This window comes from Falsiroseomonas frigidaquae, assembly GCF_012163145.1.
Classification (GTDB): Bacteria; Pseudomonadota; Alphaproteobacteria; order Acetobacterales; family Acetobacteraceae; genus Falsiroseomonas; species Falsiroseomonas frigidaquae.
The window spans coordinates 1-24,436 of the sequence record NZ_JAAVTX010000008.1; the positions used below are offsets into that span (position 1 = coordinate 1).

The 24,436-nt window shown below is 69.2% G+C and carries 30 protein-coding genes; 13 read left to right on the forward strand and 17 right to left on the reverse strand.

What is annotated here, in order from left to right:
- Window positions 1-135: 135 nt before the first annotated feature.
- From HB662_RS24930 to HB662_RS24945, 4 genes are all read right to left on the reverse strand, one after another.
- Complete coding sequence (locus tag HB662_RS24930; RefSeq protein WP_168054057.1) at window positions 136-1,167, reverse strand: amino acid ABC transporter substrate-binding protein; 1,032 nt, start codon at window positions 1,165-1,167, stop codon at window positions 136-138.
- Window positions 1,164-3,077, reverse strand: a complete 1,914-nt coding sequence (locus HB662_RS24935) for a TRAP transporter permease (RefSeq protein WP_168054058.1) — start codon at window positions 3,075-3,077, stop codon at window positions 1,164-1,166. The genes HB662_RS24930 and HB662_RS24935 overlap by 4 nt, the downstream gene beginning before the upstream one ends.
- Before the next feature lie 163 nt (window positions 3,078-3,240).
- Complete coding sequence (locus HB662_RS24940; RefSeq protein WP_168054060.1) at window positions 3,241-4,236, reverse strand: TAXI family TRAP transporter solute-binding subunit; 996 nt, start codon at window positions 4,234-4,236, stop codon at window positions 3,241-3,243.
- 102 nt (window positions 4,237-4,338) lie between these two features.
- A complete protein-coding gene (locus tag HB662_RS24945) occupies window positions 4,339-4,641 on the reverse strand; it encodes a hypothetical protein (protein WP_168054062.1) in 303 nt (100 codons plus the stop codon).
- 216 nt (window positions 4,642-4,857) lie between these two features.
- On the opposite strand from HB662_RS24945, the gene HB662_RS24950 reads away from it, so the two are divergent.
- The gene (locus HB662_RS24950) at window positions 4,858-6,447 is read left to right on the forward strand and encodes an ABC transporter substrate-binding protein (RefSeq protein WP_168054064.1); all 1,590 of its coding nucleotides are present in this window, start codon (window positions 4,858-4,860) and stop codon (window positions 6,445-6,447) included.
- Between the two features lie 77 nt (window positions 6,448-6,524).
- Window positions 6,525-8,249: an ABC transporter ATP-binding protein gene (locus tag HB662_RS24955; protein ID WP_168054066.1), complete on the forward strand. Its 1,725-nt coding sequence runs from the start codon at window positions 6,525-6,527 to the stop codon at window positions 8,247-8,249.
- 3 nt (window positions 8,250-8,252) lie between these two features.
- Here HB662_RS24955 and HB662_RS24960 read toward each other — a convergent pair whose 3' ends face one another.
- The 5 genes from HB662_RS24960 to HB662_RS24980 all read right to left on the reverse strand — a co-directional run bounded on the left by HB662_RS24960 (window position 8,253) and on the right by HB662_RS24980 (window position 11,393).
- A complete protein-coding gene (locus HB662_RS24960) occupies window positions 8,253-8,522 on the reverse strand; it encodes a hypothetical protein (RefSeq protein ID WP_342449582.1) in 270 nt (89 codons plus the stop codon).
- Between the two features lie 71 nt (window positions 8,523-8,593).
- Window positions 8,594-8,974 (reverse strand): hypothetical protein, encoded by a 381-nt coding sequence (locus HB662_RS24965; protein WP_168054068.1) that lies wholly within the window; start codon window positions 8,972-8,974, stop codon window positions 8,594-8,596.
- Window positions 8,975-9,027: 53 nt separating this feature from the next.
- Window positions 9,028-9,915 carry a pyridoxal kinase PdxY gene (gene pdxY / locus HB662_RS24970; RefSeq protein ID WP_456305489.1) on the reverse strand — a complete coding sequence of 296 codons (888 nt, stop codon included), beginning with the start codon at window positions 9,913-9,915 and terminating at the stop codon, window positions 9,028-9,030.
- Window positions 9,912-10,658, reverse strand: a complete 747-nt coding sequence (locus tag HB662_RS24975) for an SDR family oxidoreductase (protein ID WP_168054070.1) — start codon at window positions 10,656-10,658, stop codon at window positions 9,912-9,914. Before HB662_RS24975 ends, pdxY begins: the two co-directional genes overlap by 4 nt.
- 75 nt (window positions 10,659-10,733) lie before the next feature.
- The gene (locus HB662_RS24980; protein WP_168054072.1) at window positions 10,734-11,393 is read right to left on the reverse strand and encodes a cation transporter; all 660 of its coding nucleotides are present in this window, start codon (window positions 11,391-11,393) and stop codon (window positions 10,734-10,736) included.
- Between the two features lie 225 nt (window positions 11,394-11,618).
- On the opposite strand from HB662_RS24980, the gene rpmE reads away from it, so the two are divergent.
- Together rpmE and HB662_RS24990 are read left to right on the forward strand one after the other, a co-directional pair.
- Window positions 11,619-11,849: a 50S ribosomal protein L31 gene (rpmE, locus tag HB662_RS24985; RefSeq protein ID WP_168054502.1), complete on the forward strand. Its 231-nt coding sequence runs from the start codon at window positions 11,619-11,621 to the stop codon at window positions 11,847-11,849.
- Window positions 11,850-12,079: 230 nt separating this feature from the next.
- The gene (locus HB662_RS24990) at window positions 12,080-12,556 is read left to right on the forward strand and encodes an Hsp20 family protein (RefSeq protein ID WP_342449583.1); all 477 of its coding nucleotides are present in this window, start codon (window positions 12,080-12,082) and stop codon (window positions 12,554-12,556) included.
- Window positions 12,557-12,619: 63 nt separating this feature from the next.
- On the opposite strand, the gene HB662_RS24995 is transcribed toward HB662_RS24990, so the two are convergent.
- On the reverse strand, window positions 12,620-12,808 hold the full coding sequence (locus HB662_RS24995; RefSeq protein WP_168054074.1) for a DUF1192 domain-containing protein: 189 nt from the start codon (window positions 12,806-12,808) through the stop codon (window positions 12,620-12,622).
- 138 nt (window positions 12,809-12,946) lie between these two features.
- Between HB662_RS24995 and HB662_RS25000 the strand changes: the two genes are divergently transcribed.
- Window positions 12,947-13,516, forward strand: a complete 570-nt coding sequence (locus HB662_RS25000) for a cell cycle transcriptional regulator TrcR (RefSeq protein ID WP_168054076.1) — start codon at window positions 12,947-12,949, stop codon at window positions 13,514-13,516.
- 113 nt (window positions 13,517-13,629) lie between these two features.
- Here the strand turns inward: HB662_RS25000 and HB662_RS25005 are convergent, their stop codons facing one another.
- A complete protein-coding gene (locus HB662_RS25005) occupies window positions 13,630-13,806 on the reverse strand; it encodes a YdcH family protein (RefSeq protein ID WP_168054078.1) in 177 nt (58 codons plus the stop codon).
- Between the two features lie 204 nt (window positions 13,807-14,010).
- Here HB662_RS25005 and HB662_RS25010 point away from each other — a divergent pair, with 204 nt between their 5' ends.
- The 6 genes from HB662_RS25010 to HB662_RS25035 all read left to right on the forward strand — a co-directional run bounded on the left by HB662_RS25010 (window position 14,011) and on the right by HB662_RS25035 (window position 18,780).
- Window positions 14,011-14,211, forward strand: a complete 201-nt coding sequence (locus HB662_RS25010; protein ID WP_168054080.1) for a YdcH family protein — start codon at window positions 14,011-14,013, stop codon at window positions 14,209-14,211.
- Between the two features lie 40 nt (window positions 14,212-14,251).
- Window positions 14,252-14,749 carry a 5-(carboxyamino)imidazole ribonucleotide mutase gene (gene purE / locus HB662_RS25015; RefSeq protein ID WP_168054082.1) on the forward strand — a complete coding sequence of 166 codons (498 nt, stop codon included), beginning with the start codon at window positions 14,252-14,254 and terminating at the stop codon, window positions 14,747-14,749.
- Window positions 14,746-15,867: a 5-(carboxyamino)imidazole ribonucleotide synthase gene (locus HB662_RS25020; RefSeq protein WP_168054084.1), complete on the forward strand. Its 1,122-nt coding sequence runs from the start codon at window positions 14,746-14,748 to the stop codon at window positions 15,865-15,867. Before purE ends, HB662_RS25020 begins: the two co-directional genes overlap by 4 nt.
- Window positions 15,868-16,047: 180 nt before the next feature.
- Entirely contained in the window at window positions 16,048-17,124 is a 1,077-nt protein-coding gene (locus tag HB662_RS25025) for an OmpA family protein (RefSeq protein ID WP_168054087.1), read from the forward strand.
- A gap of 120 nt (window positions 17,125-17,244) precedes the next feature.
- A complete protein-coding gene (locus HB662_RS25030) occupies window positions 17,245-17,853 on the forward strand; it encodes a glutathione S-transferase family protein (protein WP_168054089.1) in 609 nt (202 codons plus the stop codon).
- Between the two features lie 174 nt (window positions 17,854-18,027).
- Entirely contained in the window at window positions 18,028-18,780 is a 753-nt protein-coding gene (locus HB662_RS25035) for a DUF1194 domain-containing protein (RefSeq protein ID WP_168054091.1), read from the forward strand.
- On the opposite strand, the gene HB662_RS25040 is transcribed toward HB662_RS25035, so the two are convergent.
- Window positions 18,771-19,019 (reverse strand): DUF3072 domain-containing protein, encoded by a 249-nt coding sequence (locus HB662_RS25040; RefSeq protein ID WP_168054093.1) that lies wholly within the window; start codon window positions 19,017-19,019, stop codon window positions 18,771-18,773. The genes HB662_RS25035 and HB662_RS25040 overlap by 10 nt on opposite strands.
- A gap of 152 nt (window positions 19,020-19,171) precedes the next feature.
- On the opposite strand from HB662_RS25040, the gene HB662_RS25045 reads away from it, so the two are divergent.
- Window positions 19,172-19,534, forward strand: coding sequence for a hypothetical protein (locus HB662_RS25045; RefSeq protein WP_168054095.1), 363 nt, complete (start codon window positions 19,172-19,174; stop codon window positions 19,532-19,534).
- A gap of 7 nt (window positions 19,535-19,541) precedes the next feature.
- On the opposite strand, the gene HB662_RS25050 is transcribed toward HB662_RS25045, so the two are convergent.
- From HB662_RS25050 to HB662_RS25070, 5 genes are all read right to left on the reverse strand, one after another.
- The gene (locus HB662_RS25050) at window positions 19,542-20,270 is read right to left on the reverse strand and encodes a methyltransferase domain-containing protein (RefSeq protein ID WP_168054097.1); all 729 of its coding nucleotides are present in this window, start codon (window positions 20,268-20,270) and stop codon (window positions 19,542-19,544) included.
- A 3-nt stretch (window positions 20,271-20,273) separates the two neighbouring features.
- Entirely contained in the window at window positions 20,274-20,990 is a 717-nt protein-coding gene (locus HB662_RS25055; RefSeq protein WP_168054099.1) for a ribonuclease activity regulator RraA, read from the reverse strand.
- A 2-nt stretch (window positions 20,991-20,992) separates the two neighbouring features.
- Window positions 20,993-21,772 carry a class II aldolase/adducin family protein gene (locus HB662_RS25060; protein ID WP_168054101.1) on the reverse strand — a complete coding sequence of 260 codons (780 nt, stop codon included), beginning with the start codon at window positions 21,770-21,772 and terminating at the stop codon, window positions 20,993-20,995.
- 17 nt (window positions 21,773-21,789) lie between these two features.
- Window positions 21,790-22,587, reverse strand: a complete 798-nt coding sequence (locus tag HB662_RS25065) for a fumarylacetoacetate hydrolase family protein (RefSeq protein ID WP_168054103.1) — start codon at window positions 22,585-22,587, stop codon at window positions 21,790-21,792.
- 80 nt (window positions 22,588-22,667) lie between these two features.
- Window positions 22,668-23,435 (reverse strand): SDR family oxidoreductase, encoded by a 768-nt coding sequence (locus HB662_RS25070; RefSeq protein WP_168054105.1) that lies wholly within the window; start codon window positions 23,433-23,435, stop codon window positions 22,668-22,670.
- A gap of 47 nt (window positions 23,436-23,482) precedes the next feature.
- Between HB662_RS25070 and HB662_RS25075 the strand changes: the two genes are divergently transcribed.
- Window positions 23,483-24,430, forward strand: coding sequence for a 2-hydroxyacid dehydrogenase (locus HB662_RS25075; protein WP_168054107.1), 948 nt, complete (start codon window positions 23,483-23,485; stop codon window positions 24,428-24,430).
- Window positions 24,431-24,436 lie beyond the last annotated feature (6 nt).

Sequence of the window (24,436 nt, forward strand, 5' to 3'; positions counted from 1 at the left end):
CGTCCGCCAGGTCAAACCGCGCCATCCCAAGGCTCCCACCAATCAGGAGCCTTGAATCAACCTGGCCGCCGCGCCGCAAGCTTTATGAGTGCAGAGCCTAGCGCGCGGTTTGCGCGCCCGCCTCACCCAAGCCCGTCAGCGGACCGGCGGCGCGTACATCAGGCCGCCGCGGGTCCACAGATCGTTCAGCCCGCGTTCCAGGCCGATCGGCGTGTTCTCGCCCAGATGGCGGGCGAAGATCTCGCCATAATTGCCCACGGCCTTGATCGCGTTGTAGGCCCAGCGGCGATCCAGCCCCATGAACGGGCCATGGTCGCCGGTGACGCCGAGCAGCCGGCGGATGTCCGGGCGCGGGCTTTCCAGCATCTGGTCCACATTGGCCTGGGTCACGCCCAGCTCCTCCGCCTCGATCAGCGCAATGACGGTCCAGCGGACGATGTCGAACCACTGGTCGTCGCCCTGCCGCACCGCCACCGCCAGCGGCTCCTTCGAGATGCGGTCGGGCAGGATTACATGCTCCCGCGGGTTCTGCATGGCCGAACGCGCGCCGGCGAGCTGCGAGGCATCGGTGGTGAAGACATCGCAGCGGCCGGACTGGTAGGCCAGCCGGGTCTCGTCATTCTGCTCGAAGACGACGGGACGGATCGTGACGTTGTTGGAGCGCGCCCAGTCCGCCAGGTTCAACTCGCTGGTGGTGCCGGAGGTGACGCAAAAGCTGGCGCCGTTGAGGTCCACGCCGCGCGTGACGCCCAGGCTGCGGCGCACCAGGAAGCCCTGGCCATCGTAGAAATTCACCGCCGTGAAGTTCAGCCCGTTGGCGGTGTCGCGGCTATGCGTCCAGGTGGTGCTGCGCGGCAGCACGTCGATCTGGCCCGATTGCAGCGCCGTCATGCGCGATGCCGAGTTCAGGATGGTCCAACGCGCGGCGCCGGCATCGCCCAGCACGGCGGCGGCGACGGCGCGGCAGGTATCGGCATCCAGCCCGGTGAAGATGCCGCGGCTGTCCATCACGCCGAAGCCGGGCGCGCCGGGGTGCCCGCCGCACAGCACGGTGCCGCGGCTACGCACGGCCTGCAGCGTTGGGCCGGGTGCCGCCACGCTCTGCGCCATCGCCGTGCCGGCCAGCGCCAGCAGCAGGCCGGCGGCCGCCATCGTCCTGGTGATCATGCGTTCTCTCCCCGAATGCGGCGCGCGGTTCGTGCCGTCGCCATTTGCCAGGCCGCCACCGCACCCAAGGACAGGAAGGCGATGGCGAAGCGCCCGGCATCAGGGATCGCATGCAGGAAGGCCACCGCCAAGCCCAGCGCCCCGAGCAGAAGGCGCAGCGGCCTGCCCATCGGCGCCAGCAGGAAGCCCGCATAGGAGGAGGTGAACAGCACCAGCGCACCGGCCATGATGCCGACCGAGCCGATGATCTGCACCAGCCCGCCCCGCATCATGATCCCCGGATCGTAGATGAAGGCGAAGCCAACCGCGAAGCCGGCGATGGCGAAGCGGGAGGAATGCAGCGCCGTCATCAGCGGGCTGGAGCGCGCGATCGCCGCCGCGGCGAAGGCGGCGGCCGCCACGGGCGGCGTGGTATCCGCCAGCACCGCGAAATAGAAGACGAACATGTGCGCCTGCAGCATGTCCACATCGAGGTAGGAGCCGAGTTCCAGCACCTGCGGCACGCCGATGGCGGCGGCGATGATGTAGCTCGGCGTGGTCGGGATCCCCATGCCGAGGATCAGCACGGTGATCGCCAGCAGCAGCAGTAATATCGCCAGGTCGCCGCCGGCGAGTTCCTTGATGATGCCGCCGAAGGCCACCACCATGCCGGTGGCCGTCAGTGCGGAGACGACGATGCCCGCCCCCGCGATGGTCGCCGCCAGCGGCGCCATGGTGAGCCCCGCGCTCGCCAGGCTGTTCAGGATCTGCATCGGCGTCATCCGTGTCCGCCGCCGCAGGAAGGCCACGGCCACCATGGACAGCGTGGCGCAGAAGGCGGCGAAATTGCCGGACCAGCGTTCGGTCATCAGCCAGACCAGCACGCCGATCGGGATCACCAGATGCGCGTCGGCCAGCACCTCCCGCCACGCCGGGATGTCCTGCGCCGGCACCGGCTCCAGCCCGAGCTTCTTCGCCTCGAAATGCACGGCGGACAGGATGGCGAAGTAGTACAGCACCGCCCCGGCGGCGGCGGCCACCAGGATGTCGCCGTAGGGGATGTTGGTGATCTCCGCCATGACGAAGGCGGCCGCGCCCATCACCGGCGGCATCAGCGCGCCGCCGACGCTGGCCGCGCTTTCGATGCCGCCCGCCACCGCGGGGCGGTAGCCGACGCGGATCATCAGCGGGATGGTCATGGAGCCGGTGGTGATGACGTTGGAGACGGAGGACCCGCTCATCGTGCCGAACAGGCCGGAGGTCACCACCGCGACCTTGGCCGGCCCGCCGGAATAGCGCCCGGCGACCGCGGTGCCGAAATTGGAGAACAGCCGGCCGGTGCCGCTGCCCTGCATGAAGCTGCCGAACAGGATGAAGACGGCGATGATGGTGGCGACGATGCCGGTCAGCGGGCCATAGACACCACCCGCCGTCGGGACCAGCCAGGCGGCCTCGACGATTTCCTCCGGGCTGAAGGGCCGGGCATTGAGCATGCCGGGCACCAGCCAGCCGAATTGCATATAGGCCAGCGAGACGGCGACCATGATCGCCAGGCCGGGTTCCACCGCGCGGCGGATCGCCTCCAGCAGCGTGACGATGGCGACGACGCCGAGCGCCATCATCGTCGGCGTGAAGGGGTCGACATATTCCATGCGGTCGGCGACCGCCATCCAGTTCCACATCACCCAGGCATGCGGCACGCCCGACGCCACCGCCCAGATCCAGTCGAGCACCGAGGGCCGGTGCCGCGGCGACCGGGTCTTCGATGCCGGGTACAGGATGAACAGCAGCGGCGTGAACACCAGCAGGTGAAAGCCGCGCATCTGGATCGGCTCGGGAAAGCCCGTGCCACCGAAATACAGGTGGACCGCGGCAGCCGCCGCGGCCCAACCCCAACAGACCCACTTCAGCGGGCCGGCGAGTTCACGCATTCTTCCGCGCCAGCCTTCCCGACATCGGCAATACATCGAAACCTGCGGCCGGCAACACCGGCCGAGGCCGCGAACGCGGCCCGCCGCTTATGCGGCGAGCCAGGCGAAGCGCCGGCGACTGAGGCGCGGATCGCCCAAGATCCGCGAGACCGGACATCACTCTTCAGGCCGGCATCACGCCGGCTTCACGGAAGGCGCGCGCGGCGCCCGGGTGCAGCGGCACGCCATTGTACTTCCAGGCCACCGCCGGGTCGAAGGCGCCCATGCTGGCATGGATCTGCGTCAGCCGCGTGCCGCGGTTCTTGATCAGCGTTCTGGTGATGCCGTAGGCGACCTCGTCCGGAACCGATTCATGCGCCAGGATGACGCTGTCCATCGTCGTCACCTTCAGGTCCGTGCTCTGCAGCTGCGGATAGGTGGCGGCGGGCAGCACGCCCTCGGCGTAGGCGTAGGTGTCGATCAGGTGCTTGCGGACATCGTCGGGGAAGCCGACGAGCTGCGACGGGCGGCGGCCCTGGCCGATCTCGGTCAGGATCGCGGCCGGCTTGGCGAGCGCGGCATACAGGTAGTCCACCTGGCCATCGGCATAGGCGGCGCCGATATCGGCGTAGCTGCCGTTCAGGTAGCGGCCACCCTCGCTGCGGATCTTGTCCGGGCTGGTGCCGAGGAAGCGCAGGATGCGCTGCAGCGTCATCTCATCCGTGGAAGACCGCTGCGGGCAGGCGATCTTCAGGCCGCGCTGGGTCAGGATCTCCCGCATCCCTTCCGGCCCGGTGCCGACGGCGCGGACCAGATTGTGCTCGGTCGGGCTGTAGCCGGAGCCGAGGCTCCGCAGGTTCTCATGCTTCGCCCGGTAGGGCTCCTCGCCCCGGGCGGCCGCGGCGGTGAAGGCATCGATGCCCCAGCCGAGCTGCGACTGGCCGTTGTTCACGCGGGTGGAATTGGCCAGCCCGCCGCCCGGCACCACGCGGATGCGGATGTTGGGGTTCTCCTCCCCGATCAGCGAGGAAAGGCCGGCGGCCATGGTGTACCAGCCGCCGCCGACCGAACCGGCGACCCATTCGAAGGTCTGCTGGGCCTGGGCGGTGCGGATCGCCGGCGTGGAAAGTGCGGCGGCACCGAGCAACAGCGCGCTGCGGCGCGGAATCATGATGGCCATCGAGGGCCTCCCCGTTTGTCTGCCGGGGGATCATGCGCGCCGCGCCGCCCGGCTTGCAACCGGGCCGGCACCGGGTTTTGCCGGTCGCCGTGCGGCGCCTGCTCAGCTTCGCAGCAGAAACGGTCGCGCCGCCTGCATCGCCGGGCCGCAACGGGGCGCCGCCTCGCCCAGCACGGCGTCGGGCTGGACGGTGCCGATCCAGGCGGCGAATCCGGTGCGGATCGCCCACCAGGGGTCCTCCGTCGCGCGCTGCAGCAGCACCGGCGCCGCCGCCGCGCCGCAGGCCGCGACCTGGGCCACCACGGCCGGGGGCGCATTCGCCTCCGCCAGGCGGGACTGCACCTCCGCGGTCAGCGGGTTGACCAGGAAGGCGACGACCAGCCAGGCGATCAGGTCCCCGAACATGCGGGCCTGCTGGCGATGGGATGGGACGGCATGGGCTGAAACCTCCGCGCGGGGAGGTCCGACATCACGCGGCTGCGTCAGAGGGGCCCGGACCTCCGCCGCATCTGGCCGCACGCGGCATCTCCTGCAAGATGCGCACCCACTTCAACTACGGTTGCATCGCATCCGCGCCCGACCGCATGCTGCGGCGACCGCAATCGATTGCCGGAGAGAATCATGCACCGCCGCAGCCTGCTGACCGGGATGGCCGCCGCCGCCCTGCCCGTCTCGCTTCCGGCTCCTGCCCTCACCCAGGGCACGGCCGCGCACACGCTGCGCTTCATCCCGCAGGCGGATGTCACCAGCCTCGATCCGATGAGCACCACCAGCTACGGCGTCCGCAACCACGGCCACATGTGCTGGGACACGCTGTACGGGCCGGACACCAATTTCGTCATGCGACCGCAATTGGCCGAAGGCCATGTGGTGGAGGATGACGGGCTGCGCTGGGTCTTCACCCTGCGCCCCGGCACGAAGTTCCACGACGGCACGCCGATCCGCGCGCAGGACGCCATCGCCTCCATCGCTCGCTGGTCGGCGCGGGATACGCTGGGCCAGACGCTGCGCGCGCGGACGGAGGCGATGACCGCGCTGGACGACCGCCGCTTCGAGATCCGCCTGAAGCAGAAGTTCGGTCCCATGCTGGAGGCATTGGGAAAACCCTCATCCTACCCCTGCTTCATCTTCCCCGAACGCTTCGCCACGGTCGATCCGACCACCCCCTTCACCGAGGTGGTGGGCAGCGGCCCCTATCGCTTCGTGGCGAGCGAGCGCCTGTCCGGTGCCCGTGTGGTCTACCAGAAGTTCGCCGACTACGTGCCGAACCCGAACCCGCCCAGCCTGCTCGGCGGCGCCAAGCACGCGCATTTCGAGCGGGTGGTGTTCAACATCATGCCGGATTCCGGCACCGCCGCGGCCGCCATCCAGGCCGGCGAGATCGACTGGTACGAGCAGGTGGCCCCCGACCTGCGCCCGGTGCTGGCGCGCAACCGGGACATCACGGTGGAGCGGGTGGATTTCGGCGGGCTGATGGCGCATCTCCGCTTCAACCACCTGCATGCACCCTTCGACGATGTGCGGGTGCGCCGCGCCCTGCTGCATTCGATCAACCAGGCCGATTTCATGACCTCCATCATGGGCACCGACCGGGCGCTATGGTCGGATGGCATGGGGGTCTTCCCGCGCAGCTCTCCGCTTGCGAATGATGAGGGGCTTTCCGTGCTGACCGGCCCGCGCAGCTTCGACCGCGCACGCGCCGCGCTGCGGGAGGCCGGCTACGCCAACCAGCCGGTGACGGTGCTGCACCCGACCGATGTGGTGAACAACAACACCATGACCACGGTGCTGACCGATGCGCTGAAGCGCTCCGGCCTGAATGCGGAGAGTGCGACCAGCGACTGGGGCACGGTGCTGCAGCGCCGCGGCCGGATGAACCCGCCAAGCGAGGGCGGCTGGAATGCGCTGATCGTGCTGTTCGGTGGCGTCGACCTCGGCAATCCCGGTGTGCACCCGCTGCTGCGGGCCAATGGCCGCCAGGCCTGGTTCGGCTGGCCCACCAGCCCGGCGCTGGAAAGCCTGCGCGACGAATGGCTGGAAGCGCCGGACCTCGACACGCAGAAGGGCATCGCAAGGCGGCTGCAGGCGCAGTTCTGGCAGGACGTGCCCTTCATCCCGCTCGGCCAGTATTTCGTGGACAGCGCCTGGCGGAAGGATATCTCGGCACCGCAGAAGGGCATGGCGCTGCCGATCAACGTGCGGCGCGTCTGATGCCGTGATGGCCGCAGGTATCGCGGCCAGCTGAGAACCGTTTGCAGCTTGGGCATGGGGTGGTGTATCGCCGCCCCATGCTCCGACAATTCCTCCGCTTCTATCGCCCGCATCTGCGCCTGGCGCTGATCGCCTTCGGCTGCGCCGCGCTGTCCGGCGTGCTGGAGCTCGGCTTCCCCATGGCGGTGCGCGCCTTCATCGACCACCTGCTGCCGCAGCAGGACATGGGCATCATCGGCTTGGCCGTGGCGGTGCTGCTGGCCATCTACCTGGTCAATGCCGGGCTGATGGCGGTGGTCACCTATTGGGGCCACGTGCTCGGCATCGCCATCGAGACGGAGCTGCGGCGCAACGCCTTCGACCAGCTCATGCGCCTGTCCTTCCGCTTCTACGACAACCAGAAGACAGGCCACCTGGTCGGCCGCGTCACCAAGAACCTGGAGGATATCGGAGAGGTCGCGCATCACGGGCCGGAGGATCTGCTGGTCGCGGTGCTGACCTTCCTCGGCGCCTTCGCCCTGATGCTGCTGGTCAGCCCGGCGCTGGCCCTGCTGACCGCGGCGATCGTGCCACTGGTGGCCTGGGTGGTGGCGCATTACGGCGGGCGGATGACGCAGAACTGGCAGGCGCAGTTCGGCCGCGTCGGCGCCTTCAACGCCCGCATCGAGGAAGCCGTCGGCGGCATCCGTGTGGTCAAGGCCTTTGCCAACGAGGCGCATGAGCGGCAGCTTTTTGCGGCCGACAATGCGCAGTACCAGCGGACCAAGCTGGAGGCCTACCGCATCATGGCCGTCAGCATGACGCTGAACTACCTGGGCATGCGGCTGGTGCAATTGGTGGTGATGCTGGCGGGTGCCGGCTTCATCGTCGCCGGAAGCCTGTCCATCGGCGACTTCGTCGCCTTCCTGCTGCTGGTCAACGTGTTCTACCGGCCGCTGGAGAAGATCAACGCAGTGATCGAGACCTACCCCAGGGGCCTCGCCGGCTTCCGCAGCTATCTCGACCTGATGGCGACGCAGCCGGACATCGCCGATGCGCCGGATGCCACCGCCGCCCCGCCGCTGCGGGGCGCCGTGCGGTTCGAGGGCGTGACCTTCGGCTACACGCCGGACCGCCCGGTACTGCGCGACCTGGAGCTGGAAGTGGCGCCGGGGCAGACCGTGGCGCTGGTCGGGCCCTCAGGGGCCGGCAAGACCACCATCTGCTCGCTGCTGCCGCGCTTCTATGAGGTGCAGGCCGGGCGCATCACCATCGACGGCATCGACATCCGGTCCATGACCCTCGCCTCGCTGCGCGGGCAGATCGGGCTGGTGCAGCAGGATGTGTTCCTGTTCGCCGGCAGCATCCGGCAGAACATCGCCTATGGCCGCCTCGGCGCCAGCGAGGAAGACATCCGCGACGCGGCCCGCCGCGCCCGGCTGGACGCCTTGATCGCCGACCTGCCGGAGGGGCTGGACACCGTCATCGGGGAGCGTGGCGTGAAGCTCTCCGGCGGCCAGAAGCAGCGCCTCGCGATCGCCCGCATCTTCCTGATGAACCCGCCCATCCTGATCCTGGACGAGGCGACCAGCGCGCTGGATACGGAAACGGAGCGGGCAATTCAGCAGGCGCTGGCCGAACTCGCCCGCGGCCGCACCACGCTGGTCATCGCGCACCGCCTGGCCACCATCCGCGACGCGGACCGCATCCTGGTGGTGACGGAGCAGGGCATTGCGGAACAGGGCAGCCACGCGGAGTTGCTGGCGGCCGACGGCCCCTATCGCCGGCTGCACGCCGCGCAATTCGCCGCCGCGGCCGAATGAGGCTCAGCGCCAGCCGGAACGGCGCTCGCAGGCTTCGCGGGCGCGCGGGTTGGCGCGCTCCCACTGGGTGATGGACCGGGTCTCGTTGTTCGACATGCGGTCGTTCATGCAGCTGCAGTAGGCGTGGACCACCCGCTGCGACACCCGCGCATCGCGGTTGTCGCGCAGGCACTGGTTGATCCAGCGGCGGTCATCCGAAGACGCCGACTGCGCCGTGACGCAGCCAGGCGCCAGCAACGCCACCATCAGCAACAGGCCCATCTTCCCGACCACGGCGCCACTTCCCCAGCAACCCAGGGGAGCGTTGCACAGCCGCAACAGACCGGCAATCCGCCGGCCCGGCGTCAGCGCAGGCGGCGGCGCTCCTCCTCGATGCGGCGCTGCTGTTCCTCCAGCCGGCGCTGCTGTTCGGCCAACTGGCGGTCCCGGTCACGCAGCTCGCGGCGGCGGTCGCCACGGCCGCGCCGGTCGTCGTCCTCGCGCGACAGGCGCTCCCGCTCCCGCTCCCGGCCGCGCTCATAGGCCTCGCGCTCCCGCTCCCGCTGTTCGCGGCGGGATTCCTCCTCGCGCCGCCGGGCCTCGTTGGGGTCGCCGCCCTGGAACTGGCGCAGCACGTCCCCGATCACGTCCTGCTGGGCCTGGGCCGGGGCGGCCAGGATGGGGGCGGCGGCCAATAGCGCGCCCCAGGCAAACAGGGCGCGGCGCGGATGGCGAGGCTCGGTCATGGCAGGGATCTCCCAATATGCGGGAGAAACGCGCCAGGTCGCGCGTCGTTGCGTCAGCAGGCCTCGACGCGGAAAACGCGGGAGGGGGTGACGAATTCCTCCTGCGCCGCGACCGTCAGGATCTCCCGCGACCCGGCCTCGGCGGTGCGCCGCAGCAGGCCGTGGATGGAGGAGGCGGCGGCGGACAGCGCGACCGAGGGCTCGCCCCAGCGCAGCCGGTGGAACAGGAACAGCGCCGCGATCGCATCGCCCGCGCCATTGACGGAAATCGGCAGCAGCGGCGTGCGGATGCGGTGGAAGCGCCCGCCCTCCCCCACCAGCATGTCCATGGCATCCGCCGGCGTATCCTCGACATGCAGCGAGGTGACCATGACGCAGCGCGGCCCCTTGGCCTGCAGCGCGGCAATCGCCGCCTTGGCGCTGTCCAGCGTGGTGATGGTCAGGCCGGTCAGCCATTCCAGCTCGAACTGGTTCGGCGTCAGGATATCGGCGGCCGGCACGGCGCGGTCGCGCATGAATTCAGGGATGCCGGGGCGGACGAAGACGCCGCGGCCGACATCGCCGATCACCGGGTCGCAGCAATACAGTGCCGCCGGATTGGCCGCCTTCACCTTGGCGGCGGCGGAGAGAATCGCCTCGCCGATTTCCGCCGCGCCCATGTAGCCCGACAGCACCGCATCGCAGCGCGGCAGGGCGCCGCGTTCGGCGATGCCCTCCACCAGCTCATGGATCAACTCGGCCCCGAAGACCTGGCCGCGCCAGGCGCCATACCCGGTGTGGTTGGAGAACTGCACCGTGTTCAGCGCCCAGACCTCCGCCCCCAGCCTTTGCAGCGGGAATACGGCGGAGGCGTTGCCGACATGGCCGTAGGCGACCCAGGACTGGATCGACAGGATGTTCAACGGCCGGCCGGCATCGGCCGGGGAAACCGCCTGGTTCACGCGCAGCGCCCCCCATCCACGGGCAGCAGCACGCCGGTGATGAAGCTGGAGGCATCCTCGCCCAGCCAGACGCAGGCATTGGCGATGTCGGCGGGTGTCGACATGCGGCCGAGCGGGATGGTGGCGGTGAATTTCTGGCGCGTCTCGGGCGTATCCGGCCCGCCCATGAATTCGGTCAGCAGGCCGGTGGCGCTCATCACCGGGCAGACGGCGTTCACCCGGATGTTGTCCTTGGCGAATTCCTGCGCCATCGCCAGGGTCGCCGTGTTCACCGCGCCCTTGGTCGAATTGTACCAGGTCAGCCCCGGCCGCGGCCGGATGCCGGCGGTGGAGGAGATGTTGATGATCGACCCGCCGCGACCCTGCTTCTGCATCACCGGCACCGCGGCGCGCACCATCCAGAAGATGGATTTCACGTTCACGTCGTAGACGCGGTCGAACTCCTCCTCCGTCACCTCCAGGATCGGCTTGTTGCGGTGCGTGGTGCCGGCGTTGTTGACGACGATGTCGAGCCCGCCGAATTCCTCCACTGCCTTGGCGACCAGCGCCTCGACATCGGCCTGGCGGGACACGTCACCGCCGATCGGCGTGCCGCCGATTTCCTGGGCGACCCGGTTGGCGCCCTCCAGGTTCATGTCGGCGCAGATGACCCAGGCGCCTTCTGCGGCGAAGCGGCGGGCAATACCTTCCCCGAAGCCGGAGGCGGCGCCGGTGACGATGGCGGATTTTCCCTGCAGGCGCATGCGGCTTGTCCCCTCGAAACCACCGCCTTGCTCTAGGCGGCGACCCGGGAAGGGTCAATCAAACGGCCCGGCGCCTCAATGGGCGTGGCCCGCATGGTCGCCATGCGTGCCACCGGACGGGCGCGCCCCGCGCAGCTCCGCCAGCGCGGTGCGGGCGGTCAGGAAGCTGGTCTGCAGGAACAGCGCGGACATCACGACGGCCACCGCCAGGTCCGGCCAGCGGGTGCCGGTGCCGAAGACGCCGGCGGCGGCGGCCAGCACCAGCAGATTGCCGAAGGCGTCGTTGCGGCTGCACAGCCAGACTGAGCGGATATTGGCGTCCCCTTCCCGCCACTTCCACAGCAGCAGGACCGAGAGGAGGTTGGCGGCGAAGGCGGCGATGGCGATGCCGCCCATGGTGAAGGCTTCCGGCACGCCGCCGCCGGCCACGCGCCACAGCGCCGTGCCCAGCACCCAGGCCGCGATCAACCCAAGCGAGGCCGCCTTCAGCAGCGCCGCCCGCGCCCGTGTCGCCGCCGCCATGCCGATGACGGCCAGCGACAGCCCGTAGGTTGCCGCATCCATGGCGAAGTCCAGGCTGTCCGCCTGCAGGGCGAGCGACCCGGCGATGGCGCCGGCGACGAACTCGACAAGGAACATCCCGCCATTGAGCAGGATGATGATCCAGAGCACGCGCCGGAAGGCCGGGTCGTCGCCGGTGAATGTGTCGGAATGGCCGCAGGCATCATGGGGCATGCCCGCCATCTTCGGCCGCCGGCCCGGCGCCACAAGCCGCCGGGCTGCATTCGGTTATACAATAGCGGCATTTGGTTATGTCGTAACGCTGCGCCCCAGGCGTCGTGACGCCGTTGCGCCCCAGGGGTCGTAACGCGGTTGCGCCGGCGGGGGGTGTCCTCTATAGCCCGCTTTCCCGCGCCTGCCGGTCGCTGTCGGTGGGCCCATATGCGCGAGCACAATGCGATGAAGCCCGACATCCACCCCGAGTACCACACCATCAACATCATCATGACGGATGGTACGACCTTCACCACCCGGTCCTGCTACGGCAAGGAAGGCGACACCATGCGCCTCGACATCGACCCCAAGTCGCATCCGGCCTGGACCGGCCAGCAGCGGGTGATGGACACCGGCGGCCAGATCGCCAAGTTCAACAAGAAGTTCGCTGGCCTGGGCATTCGCAAGCCGGCCTGATCCGGCGCGGGTTCCCGATGTTCTGAACAGGCGCGCCCCGGTCCTCCGGGGCGCGCTTTTTCACGTCTGGAGCCCTCTTGAACCAGCCTGCCGCTTTCACCAATTCCTGCGCTGCCGTCGGTGCCCGATCGGGGCCGACGGCGCGGAGACCGGACCATGTTGCCCGCCTGGCGGGGACGAAAACCCGGTGATCCGCCGTGCAACGACCTTGCTATCGCAGGAGGTCTTCCGTGAACGCTCTCGACTTCTCTCCCCTGTTCCGCTCCGCCATCGGCTTCGACCGCATGGCCCGCCTGGTGGAAAATGCCCGCGCCGCGGCGGATGGGCCCAGCTATCCCCCGTACAACATCGAAAAGACCGGTGAGGACAGCTACGTGCTGACCATGGCCGTCGCCGGCTTCGGCCCGGACGACATCGAGGTCACGGCGCATGACAACACGCTGACCGTCGCCGGCAAGGCCGCCCCCGCGGCGCCGCAGGACAATGGCCGGGTGCTGTACCGCGGCATCGCCGGGCGTGCCTTCGAGCGTCGCTTCGTGCTCGCCGACCACATCGTCATCGAGGGTGCGCAGCTTGAGCACGGCCTGCTGCACGTGGCGCTGAAGCGCCAGGTGCCGGAGGCGCTGAAGCCGCGCCGGATCGAGATCCAGGCGCCCAAGTCCCAGCGGGTGCTGGAGAGCGAGGCGCCGCAGGCCCAGGCGGCCTGATGGCGGGCGGGTAGTCCCGCGACGCAAGGGGGCCGGCGGTGCGAGCCGCCGGCCCTTCAGGATTCAGCGCGGCGGCTTGAAGAACAGGTCCGCTGCGGCGCGGCCGGCTTGGCGCTTGCCGATCTCGGCCTCGGCGCGGGCGATCTCGGTCCGCAGCTCGGCGATATAGGCGCGCAACTCGTCCACGTCCCAGCGGTCCATCACCGGCCTTGTGAAGCGCGCCACCGGGCGCGGTCCCTCTTCCTCCATCATCGTTCTTGCCCCTTTCTCCTGGCTTCAAGGCTTTGACCCGGCCCCGGCCGCTCTCTATATCCGATCCGACGAGGCGCGGGCGCCCCGGCGGACGGTTGCCTGCCCGGGTCGCGGGCCGAACCACCGAAGGGTCCCATCATGAAGACGCCCCTGATGCCGAAGGCCACCGCCGTGTGGCTGATCGAAAAGACGTCGCTTTCCTTCGAGCAGATCGCCGATTTCGTGGGGATGCACCCGCTGGAAGTCCAGGCCATCGCGGATGGCGAGGTCGCGCAGGGTATCGTCGGATACGATCCCGTGGCGAACGACCAGCTGACGCGGGAGGAGATCATCCGCTGCGAGGCCAACCCGGCCGGACGGCTGGTACTGACCGAGCGCTCCACGCCGCTGCCAAAGCAGCGCAACAAGGGTGCGCGCTACATCCCGGTGGCGAAGCGCACGGAGCGGCCGGACGCGATCGCCTGGCTGCTGCGGAACTACCCGCAGCTTTCGGACCCGCAGATCGTCAAGCTGCTGGCGACCACCAAGGAAACCATCGCCAAGGTGCGGGACAAGACCCATCCGAACACGGCGAACATCAAGCCGCGCGACCCGGTGACGCTGGGGCTGTGCACGCAGACTTCGTTGAATGAGGCGGTGGGGACCGCCAATGACCGGGCCGGCGGCCCGGTTCCCCCGCCGCAGCCGATGGACGACGCGGCCGCTTGAGCCGGGCCTCCCGCGGCCACTGGCCGCGGGAGGGCGGCGGCCCTACCGGGCCGCCAGGTCCTGATAGACCGTACCAGCTACGCGGTCCTAATGGACCGTCTCACTGTGCGGTCCTAATGGACCGACGCACCCTTCAGCTTTTCCATCTCTTCCTTGAGGCGCAGTTTCTCGCGCTTCAGGCGCATCAGCGCCAGATCATCGGGGCGGGGTCGTCCGCCTTCCTCCGCGATTCGCGTTTCGAGCGTGGCATGCCGCGCCTCAAGGGAGCGGATACGGGCAGCCTCGGCCATACGCAATCATCCTTGTCCGTTGCCTTGCGGGGCAGCGGCGGCACGATCCACGCCGGGGGCGGGCGCCGCAGGGAAACACAGGCGGCATAACCAGCCCCGGGCGCGCAACCGTCCCTTCTGCGCCCGCGCATGTCATGTTATGCGGATGATCGGCGCATTCCAGCGCCAAGTTTGAGACACCCAACCGTAATTTTCTGGGGGCGCATGCAGGCCGACCGCGACAGCCTCCTCCGCCGTCTGCACGAACTCCGCAGCGAGCACCGGGACCTGGATACCGTGATCGCCCGCCTCGATGAGGCCGGGACCGACGCCCTGCAGCTTCAGCGCCTGAAGAAGCGCAAGCTCAAGCTGAAGGACGAGATCGCCTGGCTGGAAAGCCAGATGGTCCCCGACATCATCGCCTGACCACGCTGCCCGACCTGACCGTGAGACCGCCGAGGTACCGATGAACGAAGTGAACGACCCGCAGCCGCGCGTGGGCGTCATCATGGGCAGTACCTCGGACTGGGAGACGATGCGCCACGCGGCGGAGATCCTGGTCCGCCTGGGTGTGCCGCATGAGACACGGGTTGTCTCCGCCCACCGCACGCCCACCCGCATGTATGACTACGCCCAGGCCGCCGCCGGGCGCGGGCTGAAGGTGCTGATCGCCGGCGCCGGCGGGGCCGCGGCGCTGCCGGGCATGGTCGCCTCCCTCACCGCGCTGCCGGTGCTCGGCGTGCCGGTGGAAAGCCACGCGCTGAAGGGCATGGACAGCCTGATGTCCATCGTCCAGATGCCGGGCGGCATCCCGGTGGGCACGCTGGCCATCGGCAAGGCCGGCGCCATCAATGCCGGGCTGCTCGCCGCCGCCATCCTGGCGCTGGAAGACCCGGCCCTGGCCGGCCGGCTGGCCGCCTTCCGCGCGGCGCAAACGGATTCCGTGGCGGAGTCGCCGACTTGACCCACCCGCTCCCCCCCGGTTCCACCATCGGCATCCTGGGCGGTGGGCAGCTTGGCCGCATGTCGGCGCTGGCCGCCGCGGCGCTCGGCTATCGCTGCCACGTCTTCGCACCGGATGATGACAGCCCCGGCATGCAGGTGGCCGCGGCGCGCACCGTCGCCGCCTATACCGACCGCGCGGCGCTGGCGGCCTTCGCCGCGGCGGTGGATGTGGTGACCTTCGAATTCGAGAATGTGCCGGCCGAGACGCTGGACGCGATCGCGCCACTGGTGCCCTGCCGGCCCGGCGTCGCCGCGCTGCGGATCGGCCAGGACCGAATCGCGGAGAAGCGCTTCCTGGAACAGGCGGGCGTCCCCGTCGGCCCCTGGCGCGCGGTGCACAGCCTGGCGGAGCTGGAGGCGGGCATTGCCGAGCTCGGCCTGCCGGCGGTGCTGAAGACCACCCGCATGGGCTATGATGGCCGCGGCCAGGCGGTGCTGCGCAGCCCCGCCGACGCGGCCGAAGCCTTCGCCCGGCTGGCACCCCATCCGCTGATCCTGGAAGCCTTCATCCCCTTCGCGAAGGAGGTCTCGGCCATCGCCGCGCGCGGCGTGGATGGGCAGGTGGTGACGTTCGACGCGGTGGAGAATCGCCACGCCCACCACATCCTGGATCTGAGCTTCGCCCCGGCCCCGGTGCCGGACCAGGTGGCGCTGCAGGCCCGCGCACATGTCGCGGCGCTGGCCGCGGCGCTGGAGCTGGTGGGCGTGCTGGCGCTGGAGATGTTCCTGCTGCCGGATGGCACGCTGCTGGCGAATGAGATGGCGCCCAGGCCGCATAATTCCGGCCACTGGACCATGGATGCCTGCCACCACGGGCAGTTCGAGCTGCATATCCGCGCCGTGGCCGGCCTGCCCCTGCCGGAGCCGGGGCGGCACGCCGATTCGGTGATGAAGAACCTGGTCGGGCCGGAAAGCTACGCCGCCTGGCCGGCCTTGGCGGCCGCGGCCGATGTGGCGCTGCATCTCTATGGCAAGAAGGACGTGCGCGTGGGCCGGAAATTGGGCCACGCGACCCGCCTGCTGCCGCCTGGCACGCTCCGGGACACCGCCGAGGTGGAGAGTCTTTCCCCACTGTGACGGCAAAGCCACACTCTGCTGTGGTGCTGTGGTCACAGTGTTGGGAACACGCCGCTGCGAGGCTGGATGCCTGCGTAAACCCGTGTAGAAGGCGTTCATGCACTTGGCGTTGCGGAGTTTGACCCGCCTCGGCACAAACTCACGCCTCCGGTGCCAGTATTTGTCTTTGAGGAGATTGTCATGAGCCTGAGGAAGATTCTTCTGGCCGCCACGGTGCTGGCGCTGCCGGTCGCCGCGAACGCCCAGCCCATCAGCGGCCTCTATGTCGGCGCCGGCGCCGGTGTGAACCTGCGCCAGGAATCGGACGCGACGCTGTCCAACAACATGCTTGGCCCGCGCAACGGCACCGCCGAGTTCAACTACGGCTATGTCGGCGTGATCAGCCTGGGCTACGGCTTCGGCAACGGCGTCCGCGCCGAGATCGAGGGCTCCTACCGCCACAATGAAGTGGACGACGTCTCCGGCTTCGGCCTGGCCGGCAATGCCCGCTCCCTCGGCAGCGCCACCACCTACGGCGTGATGGCCAATGCCCTGTACGACTTCGACCTCGGCCCGGGCAGCTTCGTCACCCCCTATGTCGGCGTCGGTGCCGGCTACCAGTGGGTGGACAACGACATCCGCGGCAACGTGAGCGCCCCCGGCACCGTGCGCATCGATGGCACCGATGGCCGCTTCGCCTACCAGGCGATCGTCGGCGCCGCCTTCCCGATCGCGCAGGTCCCCGGCCTGGCCATCACCACCGAGTACCGCTTCATGGGCACGCTCGACAACGAGGTCGATGCGCGTCGTGACTTCTCCGCGCGCGGCACCGCCGAGCAGGACAACATGAACCACAGCCTGCTGATCGGCCTGCGCTACGCCTTCGGCGTGACGCCGCCGCCGCCGGTCGTGGCGCCGGTTGCCCCGCCGGCCGCCGCCCCGCAGGTCGCCCGCACCTACCTGGTGTTCTTCGACTTCGACCGCGCCGACCTGACGGACCGTGCCCGCCAGATCATCGGTGAGGCCGCGACGAACAGCCAGAGCGTCGGCACCACCCGCATCGAGGTCTCCGGCCACGCCGACCGCTCCGGCACGCCGCAGTACAACCAGCGCCTGTCCGAGCGCCGCGCCGCCGCCGTGGCCGCGGAACTCGAGCGCCGTGGCGTGCCGCGCGCCGCGATGGCCATCCAGGCCTTCGGCGAGAGCCGCCCGCTGGTCCCGACCGCCGACGGCGTGCGCGAGCCGCAGAACCGCCGCGTGGAAATCGTCCTGCGCTGATCGCAGGACGCTCGACGCAGCAACCGGAACGGGGGGTGCCGCAAGGCACCCCCTTTTCTTTTGCCGTTTCCTCGCCGGGTGCCTCTTTCCTTTTGCCCTGGCGCGGGGAAGTCTGCGCGCATGATTCTCATCGGCCGCAACCTGTCCCCCTTCGTCCGCCGCACCGCGGCCAGCCTCAACCTGCTCGGCCTGCACTACGTGCAGCGGCCCTTCAGCGTGGCGCAGAACGCGGAGGAGATCCGCGGCTTCAACCCGCTGGGCCGCGTACCCGCCCTGGTGATGGAGGATGGCGAGGTGCTGGTGGACAGCAGCGTCATCCTGGATGCGCTGGACGAGTTGGCCGGCCCCGATCGCGCCCTGGTGCCGCGTTCCGGCACGGCGCGGCGCGCGGTGCTCCGAGCGGTGGCGATCGGCGTCGGTGCGACGGAGAAGGTGGTCGGAGCCTATTACGAGTCGCGCCGCCCCGATGCGGTGCGCTGGGAAGAAGCGCAGGCGAAGCTCACCGCACAGGCCCAGGCCGGCTTCGCCGCGCTTGACCGCCTGGCCGAAGCGGGCGGCTGGCTGTGTGACGAGAACCTGACGCAGGCCGATGTAACGGCCGTCACCGGGCTGGATTTCGCTGACCGGGTGCTGCCGGACCTGGCGGCCGGGCGCTTCCCCGCGCTGGCAGCGCTGCGCGATCGCGCCAATGCCATCCCGGCCATCGGCGACACCCGCTTCAAGGACTGAGCCTCGCAAACGGGCAGGCCCGGCGGAGGCGGCTCGTTCCGGGTCATCTTTTGGGCAGACCGCCTCGAATGTCGCCAAAATTCATGTTGCAGCGCAGCATTTTCACCGCTAGGAAAGTTGCCGGGAGTACCGCTTCAGACACGGCCGTGAAGGCTGCGAAGGAGCGCGCGCACCATGAGGATCGGATCACCCACTCGGCGAGGCCTGATTGGCGGGGCACTTGCCGCCCCGCTGATTCTGCGCCCCGCCCCAGCCCGGGCGATGGAGCCGGTCGATATCGAGCTGGTTCTCGCCGTGGATGTCAGCCGCTCCGTCGATGAGGAGGAGCAGGAACTGCAGTTCCGCGGCTATGCCGCCGCCTTCCGCGACCCAAGGCTGATCGAAGGCATCGCCGGCGGCCCGCTCGGCCAGATCGCGGTGACGCTGTTCACCTGGTCCGACTGGCACATCCAGGAATTGCTGGTGCCCTGGACCCGGGTGGATGGCGCTGCCACCGCGGAGGGGCTGGCCCAGGCCCTGGATGCCGCGCCGCGCCGCACCTGGCTCTATACCTCGATCTCCGGCGCCATGGACTATGCGGCCGGGCTGTTCGGCCAGGGCTACGAGGGCACGCGGAAGGTGGTGGACATCTCCGGCGACGGCATCAGCAATTCCGGTCGTCCGGTGGCCGAGGCGCGGTCCGATGCGCTGGCGAAGGGCATCGTGATGAACGGGCTGGCGGTACTCGACCGCTCGCCACAGCCATGGACCGCCGGCATGCCACCGCTGGACGACTATTACCGCGACGAGGTGATCGGCGGGCCCGGCGCCTTCCTGATGGTGGCGGAGGGCTTCAACGCCTTCGAAACCGCGGTGAAGCGCAAGATCATCCGCGAGATCGCCACCGCCCCGCCACCTGGCCCGCTGGTCGAGCGAGCCTATGCCTGATTGCGGCCGCGCCCGGTCCTTGCCTGCAGCTCATCGATGCGTATCGAGGCTTCAGCCTTCGACAGCGAGGGATCGAATTCCTCCTTCGCCTCCTCGCTCAGCGTCTTGAGGTAGGAGGCCTGGGCGCCAGTCATCGGCTCCTCCCCCGTGGTCCAGTCCGCGGGGTCCTTGATGGTGTTGGAGCCCGGTTCCGGATTGGTCTTGGGGTTGTCGTCCTCGGGCGCGTTCTGGTCGGACATGCTGCTGTGCTCCGGCGTGGAGTTGCCAGAACGTTCACGGCGCCGCCGGGTTGCAGCGGCCTGCCCGAACATATTTCCGACACGAAACGTCCTTGGCGTGGGCATGACTGGCGTGCAGGGTTTGCGCCTGGGTTCAACCAGGGAGAAACGCCATGCGCCGCCTGCTGCTCACCGCCCTCGTCGCCGCCTGCCTGTCACCTGCCGCCGCACAGGCGCAGGGCCGGCAGGATTTCAGCATGATCAACCGCAGCGGCTACCAGATCGACCAGATCTATGTCGGTCCGTCCTCCAGCCCGAACTGGGGCAGCGACCTGCTGGGCAGCAACGTGCTGCGCAACGGACAGACCTTCAACGTGACCTTCCCGAACCGGTCACCGGAATGCCTGTGGGACATCAAGGTGGTCTATAATGACGGCGACCAGTCGGAGCTGCGCCAGGCCAATCTGTGCCGGATCAGCCGCATCACCATCCACTGGGACCGCAACCGCAACGACTCGCGTTTCGTCGCGGAATAGGCGCGGATCAGTTCCGCGCCTTGACCAATAGGAAGGTCGGCCGGTCGCGTTCCTTGGCCAGATTGGGCTGGGCGGCGATCTGTTCGTCGCTCGCCCCCCATTCCTGCAATCCGGCCAGGGTGAAGCCAGCGCCGATCAAGGCGTTCAGAAGCGTGGCCATGCAGCGATGCTGCTTCACCACGCTGGCCTCCAGCCATTCCGTGTTGCGCGGCCCGTCCAGCAGATAGCGGTCAAGCGGCCAGATGCGACGTCCATCCGCCAGGGTCTCCCAGCCCTGGCGGCTGGGCGCGGTGCGCAGCGGGTGTTCCTGCGAGAAGACCAGCATTCCACCTGGTGCCATGGCCGCATGCACCTGGCGGAGCATCCCAGGCAGATCCTCCACATAATGGAAGGCGAGCGAACTGAAGACCAGGTCGAAACCGGCCACCGGCAGGTCCAGAGCATCCAGGTCGCCCTGACGGTATTCGATGTCTTCGCCCGAAGTCAGTTCCCGCGCCCGCGCCAGCATGCGCTCCGAGATATCGATGCCCAGAACGGATTGCGCGCCCTGCCCGATCGCCCAGCGCGCAAACCAGCCATAGCCGCAGCCGAGATCCAACACGCGCAGATTGGCCATCTCCGGAATCATCGGCCGCAGCGCCGGCCATTCCGGCGCGGCATCCAGCCCCTGCTCGGAGCGCGGCTTCCGCGCATATTCGGCGAAGAAGCCCGGATCGTCGTAGATGTTCTGCGCCACGGCCTACCGCCCGTGTTGCTTCCGCCAGGCGGCGAAGCGCTCCAGGTTGCTCTCATCCGTCGGCGGATACAGGCCGAGGATGGACTGGCCACCGGCCACCATCTCCTGCACGAAATCCTCGAAGGCGGTCATCTCGACGGCCTCGGCGGTGACTTCCTCCGCGATATGGGCCGGGATGACGATGACGCCGTCATTGTCTCCCACCAGCACATCGCCCGGGAACACCGGCGCGTCGCCGCAGCCGATCGGCACGTTCATCTCGATCGGCTGGTGCAGGGTGAGGTTCGTGGGGGCGGATGGCCGGGCATGAAAGGCCGGGATCGCCAGCTTCGCGATATCCGCCGCATCGCGGAAGCCGCCATCGGTCACCACGCCGGCCACGCCGCGCACCATCAGCCGCGTCACCAGGATGCCGCCGGCCGAGGCCGCGCGCGGGTCCTTGCGGCTGTCCACGACGAAGATGTGGCCGGGCGGGCAATCCTCGACGCCCTTGCGCTGCGGGTGGGACCGGTCGCGGAAGGCGGAGAGCGGGTTCAGATCCTCCCGCGCCGGAATCGTCCGCAGCGTGAAGGCCTCCCCCACCATGCTCTCGCCGAGCGGCGCCAGCGGCAGCACGCCCTGGATCATCTGGCTGCGGAAGCCGCGCTTGTAGAGCGCGGTGGCGAGTGTGGCGGTGGAGACGCGCTTCAGCGCGGCGCGGGTCTGTTCGTGCAAGGCCATGGTCAGCAGCGCCAATCCGTGCGGTCGCCCTCGATCAGGCGCAGGCTGGCTTCCCAGGCGAGCTTCAGGGTCGGGCTGTTCGGGTCGCGGCCATACTGGCTGGCGGTGCGCAGGCGCACTTCCTCCGGCGGCAGGATCAGCTTGGCGCCACCGGACAGGGCGGCGACCTGCGCCTGGCAGGCGCGCTCCAGGTAGTAGATCTGGTTCCAGGCTTCCGGGATGCTGCGGCCGGTGACCAGCAGGCCGTGGTTCACCAGGATCATCGCCGAATGCTGGCCGAGATCGGCGACCAGCCGGTCCCGTTCCTCCAGATCCAGCGCGATGCCCTCATAGCCGTGATAGGCGAGGCGGCCGTAGAATTTCAGCGCGTGCTGGCTGATCGGCAGCAGCCCGTGTTCCTGCGCGGAGACGGCGATGCCGGCGGCGGTGTGGGTGTGCACCACGCATTGCGCATCCTCCCGCGCCGCATGGATGGCGGAATGGATGACGAAGCCGGCCTTGTTCACCGTGGTCGGGGCGGCCGGGTGGTGCGGGTCCACCACATTGCCGTCCAGGTCGATCTTCACCAGGTCGCTGGCGCGCATCTCATGGAACAGCACGCCGTAGCGGTTGATGAGGAAATGGTGCTCCGGCCCCGGGATGCGGGCGCTGATATGGGTGTAGATCAGGTCCGTCATCTTGTGATGCGCGACCAGGCGATACAGCGCCGCGAGGTCGCAGCGGATCGCCCATTCAGCCTCGTCGATACCGGTGGGAATGCGGGAGGGGGCGTTGATGTCCATGGGATCCTCGGGACCGTTCAGGCGACAGTATTGGACAGGATGCCGAGGCCGGAAACCTCGAACTCCAGCGCATCGCCGGAGACCAGGAAGCGCGGCGGCTTCTGGGTGGCGCCGGTGCCTTCGGGAGAGCCCGTGGCGATCACGTCGCCGGGCAGCAGCGGGGTGATGGTGGAGAGATAGGCAATGATCTTCTCGAGTCCGAAGAACATCGCGCCCGCCTTGCTGTCCTGCACGGTGCGGCCGTTCAGCCGGGTCTGCAGGCGAAGCTCGCGCCAATCGCTGACCTCGTCCGAGGTCGTGACATAGGGCCCCCAGCTGCCCGACTCGCAAAAATTCTTGCCGGCGGTGACGCTGTGCGCCTGCCAGTCGCGCACCGAGCCATCGTTGAGGATGGTGTAGCCGCCGACATGCGCCAGCGCGTCAGCCTCCGCTATGCGGTGGCCGGCCTTGCCGATCACCACGGCCAGCTCGCATTCATAGTCGAACTGCACCGAGACACCCGGCGGCCGCAGCGCCGCGCCATGCGCGACCAACGCCGCCTGGTGCTTGATGAAGTAGGAGATGTTGGCCGGCCCCTTCACCTCGCCGCCCAGCGGGTGCGGCTTCGGGTAGTTCAGGCCGATGCAGAACAGCCGGGCGGCGGGTAGCGGCGCGGTGATGGTGACAGCGGCAAGCTGCCAGCGCCCGTCCTCGTCCGGCGGACCCTCGCGCAGCACGGTGGAGAGGTCCGGGCTGCCGGCGAAGCCGATCACCGTCTCCCCCTCCAGCCGCCCCGTGCGGGCCAGGCCATCGGCGGTGAATGCGAGGAGTTTCATGCGGCTGGTCCCATGAGTCTGGCGGGACCGGAGGCGGCCCGGCTTTCGCGATTACGGCAGGCCGCCCGGCCCGGCAACCGCTACACCACCGCGGTCATCCCGCCATCGACATACAGCAGGTGGCCATTGACGAAATCCGAGGCGCGGGAGGCCAGGAACACCGTCGCGCCCACCAGCTCCTCCACATTGCCCCAGCGCCCGGCCGGCACGCGCTGGCACAGCCATTCGGTGAATTTCGCATCATCGACCAGCGGCTTGGTCAGGTCGGTGGCGAAGTAGCCCGGCGCCACGGCATTCACCTGGATGCCGCCCTTGGCCCATTCGGCGCAGAGCGTGCGCGTCATCATGCGCACCGCGCCCTTGCTGGTGGCGTAGGGGGAGATGGTGGCGCGGCCGAGCTCCGACTGCACGCTGGCGATGTTGATGATCTTGCCATGGCCGCGTTCCAGCATCCGCTTGCCGACGGCCTGGGCCATGAAGAACACCGCCTCCACATTGGTGGACATCACCTCCCGGAAGGTCTCCGGCGTCACGGATACGGCGGGGAAGCGGCGGTTGATGCCGGCATTGTTCACCAGCACCTCGATCGGGCCGAGACGGGTCTCGATCTCGGCCACCGCGGCATCCAGGGCATGCGGGTCGGTCACGTCGAAGCCGGCCTCGGTCACGTCCAGCCCTTCCGCGGCCAGGGTGCGGGTGGCCTCGGCCAGCACCTTGGGGTCGCGGCCGTTCAGCACCACGCTGGCGCCGGCCTGGCCGAGGCCGCGCGCCAGGGCGAAGCCGATGCCGCGGCTGGAGCCGGTGATCAGCACCCGGCGCCCCTTCAGGTCGAACAGCCCTTGCGTCATTCTCGTCTCCTGCCCTTCATTCGGGGGCGAAGGTGCGGGGAAACGGGATGTCGGACAAGCCGGGGCTGCTGGTGGTGGGCGAATTGCCCGATTGGGATCTTGAGGCCCTCGCGAAGCGCTTCACCCTGCACCTGTACTGGCAGGCGGCCGACAAGGCGGCGATGCTGGAAGCCGGGCGGGACAGCATCGTGGCGATCTCCACCAAGGGCGAGATCGGCGCCGATGCCGCGCTGATGGATGCGCTGCCGCGCACGCGGATCATCGCCTGCTACGGCGTCGGCGTGGATGCCATCGACCTGGAAGCCGCCCGCGCGCGCGGGATCCGCGTGACCAACACGCCGGATGTGCTGACCGAGGAAGTGGCCGACATGGCCATGATGCTGATGATGGCCGCGGCGCGGAACCTGCGGCTGGGCGAGGCCTGGATCCGCGACGGATCCTGGCAGGCGAAGGGCGCCATGCCGCTGACCACGCGGGTCTGGGGCAAGCGGCTGGGGATCGTCGGCCTGGGGCGCATCGGCAAGGCCATCGGGAAGCGGGCGGCGGCCTTCGGCATGGACATCGCCTATTCCGGCCGCTCACCGCAGCCGGGGCTGCCCTATACCCACTACCCGACGCCGGCGGCGCTGGCGCCGCATGTGGATGTGTTCTGCGTCTCCGCCGCCGGGGGGGCCGCCACGCGCGGCCTGGTGGATCGCGCGGCGATCGAGGCGCTGAACCCCGGCGCGATCTTCGTCAACGTCTCCCGCGGCACGGTGGTGGATGAGGCGGCTCTGCTGGAAGCGCTGCGGGATGGGCGGATTGGCGCCGCCGGGCTCGACGTGTTCCTGAACGAGCCGGCGATCGACCCGGAATTCCTCACCTTCCCCAACGTGGTCCTGCAGCCGCATGCCGCCAGCGGCACGGTGGAGACGCGGAAGGACATGGGCCGGCTGATGCGGGAGAATCTGGAAGCGCAGATCGATGGCCGCCCGCTGCTGACGGCCATCGTCTGAGCCGCG

Coding starts and splice junctions, on each gene's coding strand:
- HB662_RS24930 (WP_168054057.1), bottom strand. CDS start 1,167: ATGATCACCAGGACGATGGCGGCCGCCGGCCTGCTGCTGGCGCTGGCC.
- HB662_RS24935 (WP_168054058.1), bottom strand. CDS start 3,077: ATGCGTGAACTCGCCGGCCCGCTGAAGTGGGTCTGTTGGGGTTGGGCC.
- HB662_RS24940 (WP_168054060.1), bottom strand. CDS start 4,236: ATGGCCATCATGATTCCGCGCCGCAGCGCGCTGTTGCTCGGTGCCGCC.
- HB662_RS24945 (WP_168054062.1), bottom strand. CDS start 4,641: ATGTTCGGGGACCTGATCGCCTGGCTGGTCGTCGCCTTCCTGGTCAAC.
- HB662_RS24950 (WP_168054064.1), top strand. CDS start 4,858: ATGCACCGCCGCAGCCTGCTGACCGGGATGGCCGCCGCCGCCCTGCCC.
- HB662_RS24955 (WP_168054066.1), top strand. CDS start 6,525: ATGCTCCGACAATTCCTCCGCTTCTATCGCCCGCATCTGCGCCTGGCG.
- HB662_RS24965 (WP_168054068.1), bottom strand. CDS start 8,974: ATGACCGAGCCTCGCCATCCGCGCCGCGCCCTGTTTGCCTGGGGCGCG.
- HB662_RS24975 (WP_168054070.1), bottom strand. CDS start 10,658: ATGCGCCTGCAGGGAAAATCCGCCATCGTCACCGGCGCCGCCTCCGGC.
- HB662_RS24980 (WP_168054072.1), bottom strand. CDS start 11,393: ATGCCCCATGATGCCTGCGGCCATTCCGACACATTCACCGGCGACGAC.
- rpmE (WP_168054502.1), top strand. CDS start 11,619: ATGAAGCCCGACATCCACCCCGAGTACCACACCATCAACATCATCATG.
- HB662_RS24995 (WP_168054074.1), bottom strand. CDS start 12,808: ATGATGGAGGAAGAGGGACCGCGCCCGGTGGCGCGCTTCACAAGGCCG.
- HB662_RS25000 (WP_168054076.1), top strand. CDS start 12,947: ATGAAGACGCCCCTGATGCCGAAGGCCACCGCCGTGTGGCTGATCGAA.
- HB662_RS25005 (WP_168054078.1), bottom strand. CDS start 13,806: ATGGCCGAGGCTGCCCGTATCCGCTCCCTTGAGGCGCGGCATGCCACG.
- HB662_RS25010 (WP_168054080.1), top strand. CDS start 14,011: ATGCAGGCCGACCGCGACAGCCTCCTCCGCCGTCTGCACGAACTCCGC.
- purE (WP_168054082.1), top strand. CDS start 14,252: ATGAACGAAGTGAACGACCCGCAGCCGCGCGTGGGCGTCATCATGGGC.
- HB662_RS25025 (WP_168054087.1), top strand. CDS start 16,048: ATGAGCCTGAGGAAGATTCTTCTGGCCGCCACGGTGCTGGCGCTGCCG.
- HB662_RS25030 (WP_168054089.1), top strand. CDS start 17,245: ATGATTCTCATCGGCCGCAACCTGTCCCCCTTCGTCCGCCGCACCGCG.
- HB662_RS25035 (WP_168054091.1), top strand. CDS start 18,028: ATGAGGATCGGATCACCCACTCGGCGAGGCCTGATTGGCGGGGCACTT.
- HB662_RS25040 (WP_168054093.1), bottom strand. CDS start 19,019: ATGTCCGACCAGAACGCGCCCGAGGACGACAACCCCAAGACCAATCCG.
- HB662_RS25045 (WP_168054095.1), top strand. CDS start 19,172: ATGCGCCGCCTGCTGCTCACCGCCCTCGTCGCCGCCTGCCTGTCACCT.
- HB662_RS25055 (WP_168054099.1), bottom strand. CDS start 20,990: ATGGCCTTGCACGAACAGACCCGCGCCGCGCTGAAGCGCGTCTCCACC.
- HB662_RS25060 (WP_168054101.1), bottom strand. CDS start 21,772: ATGGACATCAACGCCCCCTCCCGCATTCCCACCGGTATCGACGAGGCT.
- HB662_RS25065 (WP_168054103.1), bottom strand. CDS start 22,587: ATGAAACTCCTCGCATTCACCGCCGATGGCCTGGCCCGCACGGGGCGG.
- HB662_RS25070 (WP_168054105.1), bottom strand. CDS start 23,435: ATGACGCAAGGGCTGTTCGACCTGAAGGGGCGCCGGGTGCTGATCACC.
- HB662_RS25075 (WP_168054107.1), top strand. CDS start 23,483: ATGTCGGACAAGCCGGGGCTGCTGGTGGTGGGCGAATTGCCCGATTGG.